Source organism: Ligilactobacillus sp. 110_WCHN, from assembly GCF_030518115.1.
GTDB classification, from domain to species: domain Bacteria; phylum Bacillota; class Bacilli; order Lactobacillales; family Lactobacillaceae; genus Ligilactobacillus; species Ligilactobacillus aviarius_C.
The window spans coordinates 21169-34164 of record NZ_JAULLI010000002.1 but is presented as its reverse complement, the minus strand read 5'-3'; the positions used below and the strand labels follow the sequence as shown (position 1 = coordinate 34164).

The 12996-nt window shown below is 39.8% G+C and carries 12 protein-coding genes; 10 read left to right on the top strand and 2 right to left on the bottom strand.

Annotation, left to right across the window (positions count from 1 at the left end; genetic code table 11):
- The first annotated feature begins 4 nt into the window (after nt 1-4).
- The 4 genes from argF to Q3C15_RS01080 are packed head-to-tail and all read left to right on the top strand — an operon-like array spanning nt 5 to nt 5035.
- Entirely contained in the window at nt 5-1042 is a 1038-nt protein-coding gene (gene argF / locus Q3C15_RS01095) for an ornithine carbamoyltransferase (protein ID WP_064213296.1), read from the top strand.
- 49 nt (nt 1043-1091) lie between these two features.
- Nucleotides 1092-2033, top strand: a complete 942-nt coding sequence (gene arcC, locus Q3C15_RS01090; protein WP_204779045.1) for a carbamate kinase — start codon at nt 1092-1094, stop codon at nt 2031-2033.
- A 56-nt stretch (nt 2034-2089) separates the two neighbouring features.
- The gene (locus Q3C15_RS01085) at nt 2090-3517 is read left to right on the top strand and encodes a basic amino acid/polyamine antiporter (protein ID WP_204779044.1); all 1428 of its coding nucleotides are present in this window, start codon (nt 2090-2092) and stop codon (nt 3515-3517) included.
- A 54-nt stretch (nt 3518-3571) separates the two neighbouring features.
- The gene (locus Q3C15_RS01080) at nt 3572-5035 is read left to right on the top strand and encodes an amino acid permease (RefSeq protein ID WP_278850956.1); all 1464 of its coding nucleotides are present in this window, start codon (nt 3572-3574) and stop codon (nt 5033-5035) included.
- Between the two features lie 41 nt (nt 5036-5076).
- Here the strand turns inward: Q3C15_RS01080 and Q3C15_RS01075 are convergent, their stop codons facing one another.
- On the bottom strand, nt 5077-6417 hold the full coding sequence (locus Q3C15_RS01075; protein ID WP_302703547.1) for an MATE family efflux transporter: 1341 nt from the start codon (nt 6415-6417) through the stop codon (nt 5077-5079).
- Nucleotides 6418-6522: 105 nt separating this feature from the next.
- Between Q3C15_RS01075 and Q3C15_RS01070 the strand changes: the two genes are divergently transcribed.
- Nucleotides 6523-6945, top strand: a complete 423-nt coding sequence (locus Q3C15_RS01070; RefSeq protein ID WP_283599215.1) for an OsmC family protein — start codon at nt 6523-6525, stop codon at nt 6943-6945.
- A gap of 171 nt (nt 6946-7116) precedes the next feature.
- On the opposite strand, the gene Q3C15_RS01065 is transcribed toward Q3C15_RS01070, so the two are convergent.
- Nucleotides 7117-7344: a hypothetical protein gene (locus tag Q3C15_RS01065; RefSeq protein WP_057828035.1), complete on the bottom strand. Its 228-nt coding sequence runs from the start codon at nt 7342-7344 to the stop codon at nt 7117-7119.
- Nucleotides 7345-7610: 266 nt separating this feature from the next.
- Here Q3C15_RS01065 and rbsK point away from each other — a divergent pair, with 266 nt between their 5' ends.
- The 5 genes from rbsK to Q3C15_RS01040 are packed head-to-tail and all read left to right on the top strand — an operon-like array spanning nt 7611 to nt 12933.
- Nucleotides 7611-8522: a ribokinase gene (gene rbsK / locus Q3C15_RS01060; RefSeq protein WP_302703544.1), complete on the top strand. Its 912-nt coding sequence runs from the start codon at nt 7611-7613 to the stop codon at nt 8520-8522.
- 16 nt (nt 8523-8538) lie between these two features.
- Complete coding sequence (rbsD, locus tag Q3C15_RS01055) at nt 8539-8940, top strand: D-ribose pyranase (protein WP_302703684.1); 402 nt, start codon at nt 8539-8541, stop codon at nt 8938-8940.
- Between the two features lie 18 nt (nt 8941-8958).
- Nucleotides 8959-9846 (top strand): ribose/proton symporter RbsU, encoded by an 888-nt coding sequence (locus tag Q3C15_RS01050; RefSeq protein ID WP_302703542.1) that lies wholly within the window; start codon nt 8959-8961, stop codon nt 9844-9846.
- Between the two features lie 24 nt (nt 9847-9870).
- Nucleotides 9871-10515: a ribulose-phosphate 3-epimerase gene (gene rpe / locus Q3C15_RS01045; RefSeq protein WP_302703540.1), complete on the top strand. Its 645-nt coding sequence runs from the start codon at nt 9871-9873 to the stop codon at nt 10513-10515.
- Between the two features lie 27 nt (nt 10516-10542).
- Entirely contained in the window at nt 10543-12933 is a 2391-nt protein-coding gene (locus Q3C15_RS01040; RefSeq protein WP_302703538.1) for a phosphoketolase, read from the top strand.
- Nucleotides 12934-12996 lie beyond the last annotated feature (63 nt).

Genomic DNA, 12996 nt, shown 5'->3' with positions numbered 1-12996 from the left:
AATTATGAGTAATTTTAAAAACGTTTTTCAAGGTCGGAGTTTCTTAGCATGTAAAGATTTCACACCAGATCAAATCAATTACTTAATTGATTTTGCTTTACATTTGAAGGAATTAAAGAAGAATCATATTCCTCACCGTTACCTTGAAGGTAAAAACATCGCATTATTGTTTGAAAAGACATCAACCCGGACACGTTCATCATTCGTTGTTGCTTCACATGATTTAGGCGCAAATGCAGAATTCATGGGTAAAGATGATTTACAACTCGGGAAGAAAGAATCAATCGAAGATACAGGAAAAGTTCTTGGAAGCATGTTTGACGGAATTGAATACCGTGGATTTGCTCAAAAGGACGTTGAAGAATTAGCTAAGTATTCTGGTGTTCCTGTATGGAACGGGTTAACTGATGAATGGCACCCAACTCAAATGATCGCTGATTTCATGACAATTAAGGAAAAATTCGGTCATTTGAAAGGTTTAACATTAACATTTGTTGGTGATGGCCGGAATAACATGGCTAACAGCTTATTGGTTACAGGTTCAATGCTTGGCGTCAATGTGCGCATCTTAGCACCAAAGGAATTACATCCTGCAAAGGAAATTGTTGAAATGGCTGAAAAATTTGCCAAGGAATCAGGTGCAAAGCCAGTTGTTACTGATGACATCGATGAAGGTGTAAAGAACACAAACGTAATTTACACAGATGTTTGGGTATCAATGGGTGAAAGCAACTGGGAAGAACGGGTTAAACTCTTAAAACCTTACCAAGTTAACATGGAAATGTTTAAGAAGAGCGGCACTCCAGATGACCAAATCATTTTCTTGCACTGCTTACCAGCATTCCACGACACAAACACAGAATATGGTAAAGAAATCAACGAAAAGTACGGTTTGACATGCATGGAAGTTACAGACGACGTCTTCCGTTCAAAGTATGCATGGCAATTCACTGAAGCTGAAAACCGGATGCACTCAATTAAAGCAATTATGGCTGCTACATTGGGGAACTTGTACATCCCATCAGTTAAGATTGATGACTAATCAAAAAATTTAATGTGAGGATATTTTATTTAGTAAGGGGTCGATTACAATGGGCAAAAGAATTGTAGTTGCTCTTGGGGGAAATGCCATCGTTACCAAGACAGGAACAGCCGATTCACAAATTCAGTCAATCAAAGGGACGATGAAGACACTTGCTCAATTTATTGCGGCGGGTGATGAATTGGTAATTACTCATGGTAACGGTCCTCAAGTTGGAAATTTGCTGCTGCAAGAGATCAATGGAAGTACGGAAAAGAATCCCGCAATGCCACTTGATACGTTAGTTGCAATGACCCAGGGAAGTATTGGTTATTGGATGCAAAAAAGTTTAGACGAAGTTGCTCAAGATCAAAAATTGAACAAATCAATCGCAACGATAGTTACACAGGTTGAAGTCAATGGGGATGATCAAGCTTTTGAAAATCCAAGTAAACCAATTGGACCATTTTATTCGAAAGAAGAGGCCGCTGAACAAATGGCGCTCCATCCAGACTATGTTTTCAAAGAAGACGCTGGACGCGGATACCGCCGGGTTGTTCCATCACCGAAACCGTTAAAGATCGTTGAAGCACCAGTAATTGAAAAACTATTGGCAAATGGAATTGTTCCAGTTGCTGCTGGCGGCGGCGGTGTTCCGGTTGTCCGAAATGAAAATGGTGACCTTCATGGGGTCGAAGCAGTAATTGATAAAGACTTCAGTGCTGCTAAGTTAGCCGAAAATGTAAATGCAGATGAATTGATAATTTTGACAGCCGTTGATCATGTATTTGTAAATTACAATCAACCGGATCAAAAAGCACTAACCAATGTTACCGTTGACGAATTAAAGCAATACATTGATGAAGGACAATTCGCAGCAGGAAGTATGCTTCCAAAAGTTCGCGCAGTGATTGATTTTGTAGAAAATACAGGTAAAAAGGCAGTAATTACTTCGCTGAAAAATGTAGATAAATTGATTGCTGGCGGAATAGGAACAGTTATTACTAAATAATAAATAAAATCGTCAGCTTACCAGCTGGCGATTTATTTTTAGGAGATGAGGATATTATGGATAATGAAAAAAAGAACGGGATTAATGCATTTGGACTTGCAGCCTTGATCGTTAGTTCAGCAATTGGGACAGGAATCTTCGGGTTACCATCTCAATTGGCACAGGTTGCAGCTCCTGGACCAGCATTACTAGCTTGGCTGGTTTGTGGAATTGGTGTTTTAGCACTGGTATTATCACTAAATAACCTTGCTAAAAAACGCCCGGATATTGATTCAGGGTTATTCGGATATGCAAAGGCAGCATGTGGTCCATTAGGAGAATTCATGAGTGGCTGGACATACTGGATCTCCGCTTGGATTGGGAATTTGGCATTTGCAACTTTCTTAATGTCAGCCATCGGAAACTTTATTGGAATTTTTAAAGGCGGTCAAAATATTGCTTCCATTATTGCCGCAATCATCTTTTTATGGGTTTTGACCTTCTTTGTTAATAATGGGGTTGAAAGTGCCAACTTTGTAAATACGATTGTAACGATTTGCAAGGTAATTCCATTGTTTGTATTTATCGTATTAGTTGCAATGAGTTTTAAACTTGGAGTCTTTACCGCTCACTTTTGGACTAACTTCGCTTCAAATGTGAAGGCAACGGGCGTAAATGGTTCCGTATACGGTCAAATTAAAAACAGTATGATGTCGATCATGTGGGTCTTCATTGGAATTGAAGGCGCATCGGTTCTTTCAAGCCGGGCAAAGTCACAAAAGGCTGCAAGTCAAGCAACAATCATTGGGTTTATTTCATTAGTTGTAATTTACGTCTTCTCAACAATTCTTCCATACGGGGTAATGAGTCAGGCAGCAATTGCCAAAGCCGCTCAACCTGCAATGGGAAGCATCTTGGAAGTCGCTGTTGGAAAATGGGCCGCAATTATTATTAACTTGGGAGTTATTATTTCAACCATTGGTTCATGGTTATCATGGACAATGCTTCCAGCAGAAACAACCCGGTTAATGGCTAAGGATAAGACATTACCTGCTTCATGGGGTAAATTGAATAAGAAGAAAGCACCGCAATTCTCATTGATCATTACGGCTGTTTTACAAACATTGTTCTTATTCTCAATGTTATTTACAACATCAGCATATAACTTTGCTTCAACCCTTGCCGCAGCAGCAATCTTGGTTTCATACATGTTGGTTGGTGTTTACCAAATTAAGTACTCATTCCAACACAAAGAATGGTGGCAATTCTTTGTTGGTTTGATCTGCGCAGGATTCGAAATTATGGCGGCGGTACTCTCTGGATGGCAAGACTTATTGCTCTTGACAATTTCGTTCTTACCGGGATTTGTTTTGTATTACGTGGCCTCAAAGGAAGACAAACATCAAATTACATCACGTGAAAAGGTCGTAATGGCGGTTGTTTGTGCCTTAGCAATTCTTGCAATTATCTTCTTGTTTACAGGCAAGATTTCGATTAATGGATAATATGAAATGATTTATATGTAGGATTACTTCTTGAATTTTTTAGGAGATGATCTTATGAAAAAAGGAGAAATAAAAAATAAAGTTGGACTTGGCGGATTAACGGCTCTCGTTGTTGGAGGAACAATTGGATCAGGAATCTTCGCGTTACCGGCAACAATGACAGAGGGCGCTAACCCAGCTGGGATTCTTTTAGGATGGGCAATTGTAGCCTTGGGAATGCTTGCACTTGCTTCGGTTTATCGAAACTTAACTCTTCAACAACCTGAAATTGATGATGGAATTTATGGTTGGAGTAAAAAGATGTTTGGCAATGTAGGAGGATTTATTGCCGCTTACGGCCATGGAGCTGGAGATGCAATTGGAAATGCAAGCTATTTGACAGTTTTATTTTCAGCATTTGGAAGTTTTGCAATTTTCAAATATTTTGGTAACGGAACTACATGGCCTGCTGTAATTATTGCTTCAATTCTACTATGGGTAATTGTGTTTTTAGTACTTAAAGGTGTCCATACTGAAACGTGGTTAAATAATCTAACAACAATTGCGAAGGTTATTCCAATTACAGCGTTTTTGATTTTAGCAATTTTTAATTTCAATCCGCATATTTTTATGGCTCATTTTGCAAGTCAAGATATTTTTAATATCACAACTCATCATTGGAGTCATGTATCTATTTTTGACCAGAGTAAAAATGTTTTATTAGCTGCAATGTGGACTTTAATTGGGATTGAATCTGGAACTATTTTTGCAACGCGGGCAAAAAAGTTATCAGATGTTGCAAAGGCCACAACAATTGGAGCATTAATTGTTATCACATTGTTAGTTGGAACCAGTATTTTATCATTAGGTTTACTATCTCCAAAAACAATTTCAGGATTGCATGCGCCTTCAATGGCTGGATTAATGGAGCATATGGTTGGGCCATGGGGATCATGGTTGATTAATATCTGTTTAATTATTTCAGTACTTGGTGCATTAATTGCATGGGTAAATTTAAGTGCAGAAGAGGTTCGCTTAGCCGGACGTGGCGGTTCAAGTTCAAAATGGTTAAATGGATTAAACAAAAATGAAGCGCCAATTAATTCGCTGTTTGTAACAGCTGGAATTACTCAAGTTTTGATGATTGTAGCGGGAGCATATTCTGCGGGATACGAAGTATTATTGAAATTCTCAACGTCACTTTCAATTGTTCCGTACTTAATGGTTTCACTTTATGCACTAAAGAGCGTTGTAACTGGAATTGGATTTGAAAACCAGCCTAAAAAGGTAAGATTTACTTCTGGAATTTGGGCTGGAATTGCAGTTTGTTTTACTGCTTTTATGGTATATGGGGCTGGATTGAAATATCTTTTGTTAGCAGCAATTGTGTGGGTAACAGGATTTCCATTTTACTATAAAGGTAAGAAAGAACGTTCTGAAAAATGGGGGAAGGTCGAATTAATTGCCTGGATTATTATTATGATAATGGCAATTGTCGGAATTTATTCATTGATTACAGGAACAATAACGTTTGATTAGAGTAAAAAACAGACCACAAAATTTTTGTGGCCTGTTTTTGTCTATCCAATTGAAAAGTCATTATGTTTCATTTTGCCTTTAACGATTGTCCATGCGATCAGTTCAATAATAAATGTAACCAATTCAATAACGGTCAGGCTTAACCATACACCTTGAATTCCAGCAAGTTTTGCTGACAAGGCAACGATAACTAATGGGAAAATATATCCTCGCAGAATAACCATTGCAATCGAGATATACGAATTGCTGATAGCTGAGAAGAAAATGTTAAAGACAACGTTTAAACTTGAAAACAAAAGACTGATTAATAACAACTTCATTCCCGAATTTGCAAGGTTGATGACTTTGAGATTCGATGCGGCATTGAAGAAATCAATAATTAGGTGACTGTTAAAACATACAAATGCCAAACAGACAATTCCAAGCAGTTCAGCAATTATCAATCCAAAGTGCAATCCGTGTTTAATCGTTTTGAAATTCCGATGCGCATATTCTTGACTGACGATTGGTTGGATTCCCTGAGCAACTCCCGTAAATAAAGCTAATGCAACTAGGAGAACATTGGCCGCGATGCCGTAAGCGGCAACGGCATTATTACCACTGACTTTAAGAAATACCCAGTTATAAATAAAGATTCCAAACCCAGTACTCATTTCTGTTAAAAATGATGGCAACCCAATTGAAAAGGTTTGGCGAAGATCACTTAAAATGAAGGGATGACTTACGAGTTTCAAGTGATTTTCCTTTTTTCTAAAATGGGTCAGGATGATTAAAATACTGATGATCGGAGAAAAACTCGTTGCTAATCCGGCACCAACCATTCCCATGTCTAGTCGTAAAATGAAAAGCCAATCAAGGAAAATGTTGGCAAGACTTGAAATCGTCATTGCAAACATCGCGGTTTTGGTTCCATGATCATTGCGAATAAATCCGAGTAAAAGATTATTAAAGATAAATCCAGGACCAAACAGGAGGACGGTTTGAACGTACTGGAAGATCATTTTAAAAGTGGTTTGATTGGCTCCGAGTAAATGTGAAATTTGCAAGGCCCATAAAATTCCGAGTAAAGTAAAGACAAGTCCGATAATCAATCCCATGATCACCGTTTGCGTGTATGTTTTCGTTGAACGTTTGCGGTCTTGAATTTGATAAATTGTAAACAATGTTCCACCGCCCATTCCGAGAAGAAAACCAAGCCCATCCATTACGTTAAACAGCGGCATTGAAAGATTCATTACGGCAACGCCTAAAACGCCCATTTTTTGAGCAACAAAAAAGCTATCAGCAAGTACATAAATGGAAGCGCCAACGGTACTTAAAATGCTGCGAAAAACATATTGCGATAACTGATGGTTAAGGGATGTGTTAGAACTTTCTGACATTGAACTGATCCTTTCTAAATGATTCTTAGTTTCAGTTTATCATAGAGCTTAATGAAAGATAATTAATATCTAAAGCGCTAAAATAAAAATGAAGGAGGGATTGCGATGCGTTCAATGAAAGTTGTTTCGACGAAAAGCGATGATGGTTATGAAGTTACTAATGATACAGGCGAACTGGTCTTTAAGTGTGATGAGCCAGCACGGGTAGGTGGAAGTGGTAAATATCCGCGTCCAACTGATTACTTTTTTGGCGCTCTTGGTTCATGCTTAAATATTACAGCACGTTCATTGGCCAAACGAAAAGGAATCAAGATTAATAAGTTAGTAGTAACGGTTACAGGAAATGTTGAGACCCATGGGATTGTTGACCCCCGAATCAAAGATCGAATTTCAGACATTCAAATTAAGTTTGAAATGGAATCTGATTTGCCGCGAACAGAGGAAGAACGGTTTTTCCAAGAATGTGTAACGGCATGCCCGGTTCACGCAACGGTTGAAGATCAAACCAAGGTTACGTGGAGTTACTAAGCAAAATTTTTGAATAACTTTTAAAATCTTACTATGATACAGATAGTGGTTAATTAATAAGGTCCTTATCCTTTAAGCAACAAGAAACGTGAAGTTTTGTGAAGAGGATAAGGATTTTTTCAATAAGAAAAAGCTGCGATCAAAGTCGCAGCTTTCAAATACCTTTAACGGCTAATTATTTTCCTTTTTTAAAACTTTATCGCGGAGTTTTTTGCCTTCCTTAGTTAAAATAACGGATGCAGCAAGAAAGTTTGCATTCGGAATTTCTTTAACTAATCCTTTCGTTACTAATGAGAAATAATTCTTTCCATCAGCCATGAAGACTTCATCTTCAATTTTGCTTTTGGCAACCTCCATAAAAATTTCTTGTTCTTGGGGTGTGAGTTCGTCAAATTCCATAACAAATACTCCTCTCCATATACCAAATTTTTTTAAGGATTTCTCCTCAACTTTCATGATAGCATTTTCAAGTTAGTTTACCAATTAGGAACCATTTAAATCAAAAAAATTTTACCAAAAAGCTGATAATCTCAATGTTTATTTGTACTTTAATTGGTACCTACCAAAAATTAAATTGGTTATTGAAATCGGTTACAGAATCAGGTATATTATAACTACAGGGTAAAGCGCTGCACTCTGAGTCAATTAAATTGGAGTGATATTTTATGAATAAAGTAACCGTTATTGGAAGCATCAATCTTGACCGGACAATTCGGGTTGCAAGGATGGCAAAGCCAGGGGAAACCTTGCATACGAAAGAAATTTTTACAGCCGGTGGCGGAAAAGGTGCCAACCAGGCGATTGCTGCGCAACGCTTGGGGGCTGACACTTCCTTCATTGGTGCTGTGGGAGAAGGCCGGGAAGTAAGTCAAACAATGCTGGAGCTTTTACATGAAGATGGAATCAACTGCCAGGGGATCGCAACGTTATCCAATCATAAAACAGGTCAAGCATTCGTGATCGTTGACGATGAGAGTGAAAACTTAATCTATGTTCATGGCGGCGCCAATATGGCATTTAAACCGGAACACGTTGATCAGAATCGCGGCTTGATCACTCAAAGCGACTTTGTAGTTGCTCAATTCGAAACTCCAATCGATTGTACAACGGAAGCATTTAAAATCGCGCGTCAAAACGGCGTTGTAACGATTTTAAATCCCGCACCGGCAATTGATCAAATTCCAGAAGAATTACTTAAAGTAACCGATATGATCGTTCCAAATGAAACGGAAACCAAAGTGATTACCGGAATTAAAATTACGGATCAAGATTCAATGATCAAGGCAGCGGAAAAGTTCCATGCTTTAGGGATTAAAGCCGTTTTGATTACGCTTGGAAGTCAAGGAACTTTTTATAGTTATGCCGGAAAGACAGCGATTATTCCAGCATTAAAAGTCAATGCGGTTGACACGACGGCGGCTGGTGACACCTTTATTGGAGCATTAAGCAGTGTTTTGAATAAAGATTTCAGTAATTTAGAAGATGCGATCAAGTTCAGTAATAAAGCATCATCAATTACGGTTCAACGTTTTGGTGCGCAACCTTCAATTCCATACTTGAAGGAAATGGAAGCCTAAATCATTTTGGGGAGGAATCAATCATGAAAAAACAAAGGTCATTAATTCAGATATGTCACGGGTAATTGCCCAAATGGGACACTTTGATAAATTAGCAATCGGCGATGCAGGAATGCCGGTTCCAGCGGGCACTGAAAAAATCGATTTGGCAGTTACAAAAGGAATTCCAAGTTTTATGGATGTTTTAAATAACGTTTTAGAAGAACTTGAAGTTCAGCGGATCTTTCTTGCAGAAGAAATCAAGACACAAAACCCGACAATGCTGGAAAACATTAAGAAACGGCTGCCAGATACACCAATCGTTTTCATTCCGCACGATGAAATGAAGAAGGATTTAAGTAATTGTAAAGCGTTTATTCGGACCGGTGAAATGACACCGTACTCAAATATTATGCTTGAAAGCGGCGTTGTCTTTTAAAAAGAAGGGGTAGTTTATATGAATATGGTTGCGATTTTAATTGGACTCGGACCGTTGATCGGTTGGGGAATTTATCCAACGATTGCATCGAAATTTGGCGGGAAACCCGTTAACCAAATTTTAGGATCAACTCTGGGGACATTGATTTTTGCGATTGTTTACAACCAGATCGAACATTTAGGATTTCCGCATGGAATGGACCTGTTATTAGCAATTCTTTCAGGAGTCGGTTGGGCATGTGCGCAGATTGTGACGTTTTATTCATTTACATTAATTGGATCGTCACGGGCAATGCCGGTGACAACCGCTTTCCAATTGTTAGGAGCCTCATTATGGGGCGTCGTTGCGCTGGGTGATTGGCCGACTGGAATGGATAAGTTGGTTGGGTTTATTGCCTTAGCGTTAATCATTCTCGGCGCGTGGATGACGGCTTGGTCAGAAAAGAAAACAACAGAAGGTCAAGGAGCATTGAAAAAAGCAGTCATCGTTTTGCTTTTTGGCGAAATTGGATACTGGGCATATTCAGCAGCCCCACAAGCAGCCCATATTAACGGGATGCATGCCTTCTTGCCGCAAGCAATCGGAATGGTAATTGTTGGAATTGTTTATGGTGTAATTGCAACGATTAAAAACAAAGAACAATCACCGTTTACAGAAAAGGTAACTTACAAACAAATCATTTCTGGTTTCTTCTTTGCGTTTGCGGCTTTGACTTACTTGATTTCCGCTCAACCAAATATGAATGGCTTGGCAACCGGATTTATCTTGTCACAAACATCAGTGGTCCTAGCAACGTTAACGGGAATCTGGTTCTTAGATCAGAAGAAAACGCATAAGGAAATGCTGGTTACGATCTTAGGTTTGGTAATTATTATCGGAGCCGCAGCAATTACGGTAATTGTTTAAGACGATTTGACAGGGGTGAAATAAATGAAAATTGCACCTTCAATTTTAAGTGCAGATATTTCCAACTTAGGAAGAGATGTGAAGCGCGTTGAGCAAGCTGGCGCAGATTACCTGCATATTGATGTGATGGATGGCAATTTTGTTCCGAATCTTTCCTTTGGAGCAAATGTTGTCCAGCGGTTACGCGGACAGTCAGATTTGACGTTTGATGTTCACTTAATGGTTGAACATCCTGAAAAATGGATCAGTGAATTTGCCGCTGCCGGAGCGGATATTATCGGCGTTCACTACGAAGCTACGCTGCACATCCATCGGGCATTAAGGATGATCCATGAAGCGGGGAAAAAGGCCGAATTGGTGATTTGCCCGGGAACATCAGTTGCGATGATCACTGACCTGCTTTCAGAGGTCGATCAGGTTTTAGTGATGACCGTTGACCCAGGATTTGGCGGTCAGCATTTTTTACCGTCAATGACGCATAAAATCAAACAGCTTGCAGAAATTAAAGCTCAACGAGGATTCGCCTTTGAAATTGAAGTCGATGGCGGAATCAATGATCAGACAATCGCGCAATGTAAACAAGCAGGAGCGACGATTGCCGTTGCAGGATCGTTTGTTTATGATCATGAAACACCTGCAATTCAAATTCAAAAATTAAAAGCAGTTTAGAAATCTTAATTGAAGGGGAACAGCAACATGACAAATACAAAATATGATACAACCGAATATTTAAAAAGTGTTGATGCTTATTGGAGAGCCGCTACTTATCTTTCAGTCGGCCAGTTATTCTTAATGGATAATCCATTGTTACGCCGAGAATTAAAGGCAACGGATGTTAAACCGAAACCAATTGGCCACTGGGGAACGATTGCGCCACAAAACTTTATTTATGCGCACTTGAACCGGGTAATTCAAAAGTATGATTTAAATATGTTCTACATTGAAGGCTCCGGTCATGGTGGTCAAGTAATGGTTTCAAATTCATATTTGGATGGTAGCTATTCGGAAATTTATCCACGGATCACGCAGGATGAACAAGGAATGCAGCGGCTGTTCAAGCAATTTTCATTTCCAGGCGGAGTAGCTTCGCATGCCGCTCCGGAAACTCCCGGATCAATTCATGAAGGTGGCGAATTAGGATATTCAATTTCGCACGGAACCGGGGCAATTTTGGATAATCCAGATGTCATTGCGGCTGTTGAAGTTGGCGATGGTGAAGCTGAAACTGGTCCGTTGGCAGCTTCATGGTTTTCAGATAAATTTATTAATCCAATCCATGATGGTGCGGTATTGCCGATCCTGCAAATCAACGGGTTCAAGATTTCAAACCCAACGGTCTTATCGCGGATGAGCGATGAAGATTTGACGAAATACTTTGAAGGCATGGGTTGGGAACCGCAGATTGTCAATGTGCATGGCAAAAAAACGATGGAAGCCCACCAAATCATGGCCGCTGCGATGGATGACTGTATCGAAAAGATCAAAGCCATCCAAAAGAATGCGCGTGAAAATGATGATGATTCATTGCCAATCTGGCCAATGATCATTTTGCGGGCACCAAAGGGTTGGACAGGTCCGAAGAAGGATCTTGACGGTAATCCGATTGAAAATTCATTCCGGGCTCACCAAGTTCCAATTCCAGTCAGTCAAGATCAAATGGAACATAAAGATTTATTGATCAACTGGATGGAATCATACAAACCGGAAGAATTGTTTGACGAAGATGGCTATCCAACCGAAATCGTGCGGCAAAATATCCCTGACGAACAACACCGGATGTCAACGAACCCAATCACAAATGGTGGCATTCACCAGAAGACCTTGAATCTGCCAGATTACCGTGATTTTGCCCTAGACGTTGAAAAACAAGGCCGCGGCCAATTTAAGGCTGAAGACATGGTTACCTGGGGTAAATATTTAGCCGAAGTTGAAAAGTTGAATCCAACTAACTTCCGGGCATTTGGACCAGATGAAACAAAATCAAACAAATTGTTCCAAATGCTTGATGATGGCAAACGGCAGTGGATGGAAGAAATTCACGAACCAAATGATGAAAATATGGCGCATGCAGGACGCAATATTGACTCGCAGCTTTCAGAACACCAATGCGAAGGTTGGCTTGAAGGATATGTTTTAACTGGTCGGCACGGAATGTTTGCATCGTACGAAGCTTTTACCCGGGTCATTGATTCGATGTTGACCCAACACTTCAAGTGGATCCGGAAAGCTGATGAACTTGATTGGCACCATGATTATCCGTCATTGAACATCGTGAATGCGTCAAATTCATTCCAGCAAGATCATAATGGATATACTCACCAAGATCCCGGAATGTTGACGCATATGGCCGAAAAGAAAGGCAAGTACGTTCGTGAATACACCCCATGTGATACGAACACGTTACTTGCCGTTGGCGACAGAGCATTTACGGAACGGAATGTCATCAATTTGATGGTAACTTCAAAGCATCCACGGTTCCAATGGTTCACGGCCGATGAAGCTCGTGAATTAGTCACGAACGGATTGAAGTACGTTGACTGGGCATCAACTGATCAAGATGCCGAACCGGATGTGGTAATTGCCAGTGCAGGGACCGAACCGACAACGGAAGCCATGGCGGCTGTAAGCATTTTGCATGAAGCGTTTCCTGAATTAAAGATTCGGACGATCAATGTAGTCGATATTTTGCGGCTACGTTCACCGAAAATCGATCCGCGGGGATTATCGGATGAAGAATTTGATAGCTACTTTACAAAAGACAAGCCTGTAATCTTTGCATTCCACGGCTTTGAAGATTTATTACAAAGCATGTTCTTCAACCGGCATAATCATAATCTGCACGCGCATGGTTACCGTGAAGAAGGCGACATCACTACACCATTTGATATGCGGGTCTTGAACCATCTTGATCGGTTCCATTTAGCAAAAGACGCAATTATGCATATTCCAGGATACAAGGAAAAGGCAGCATCATTCGTTCAAAAGATGGATGACATGATCAACAAACATAACCAATACATTCGGGATAACGGTAAAGATATGCCGGAAGTTACAGAATGGCGTTGGGAAGATGTTAATCAAAAATAAATTTGGTAGTAAAGAAGGTGTGACGTTTTGTCGCACCTCCTTTTTTTGTCATAAATTCACTTT

Coding starts and splice junctions, on each gene's coding strand:
- argF (WP_064213296.1), top strand. CDS start 5: ATGAGTAATTTTAAAAACGTTTTTCAAGGTCGGAGTTTCTTAGCATGT.
- Q3C15_RS01065 (WP_057828035.1), bottom strand. CDS start 7,344: ATGGAATTTGACGAACTCACACCCCAAGAACAAGAAATTTTTATGGAG.
- arcC (WP_204779045.1), top strand. CDS start 1,092: ATGGGCAAAAGAATTGTAGTTGCTCTTGGGGGAAATGCCATCGTTACC.
- Q3C15_RS01080 (WP_278850956.1), top strand. CDS start 3,572: ATGAAAAAAGGAGAAATAAAAAATAAAGTTGGACTTGGCGGATTAACG.
- Q3C15_RS01050 (WP_302703542.1), top strand. CDS start 8,959: ATGAATATGGTTGCGATTTTAATTGGACTCGGACCGTTGATCGGTTGG.
- Q3C15_RS01040 (WP_302703538.1), top strand. CDS start 10,543: ATGACAAATACAAAATATGATACAACCGAATATTTAAAAAGTGTTGAT.
- rpe (WP_302703540.1), top strand. CDS start 9,871: ATGAAAATTGCACCTTCAATTTTAAGTGCAGATATTTCCAACTTAGGA.
- Q3C15_RS01070 (WP_283599215.1), top strand. CDS start 6,523: ATGCGTTCAATGAAAGTTGTTTCGACGAAAAGCGATGATGGTTATGAA.
- Q3C15_RS01075 (WP_302703547.1), bottom strand. CDS start 6,417: ATGTCAGAAAGTTCTAACACATCCCTTAACCATCAGTTATCGCAATAT.
- rbsK (WP_302703544.1), top strand. CDS start 7,611: ATGAATAAAGTAACCGTTATTGGAAGCATCAATCTTGACCGGACAATT.
- Q3C15_RS01085 (WP_204779044.1), top strand. CDS start 2,090: ATGGATAATGAAAAAAAGAACGGGATTAATGCATTTGGACTTGCAGCC.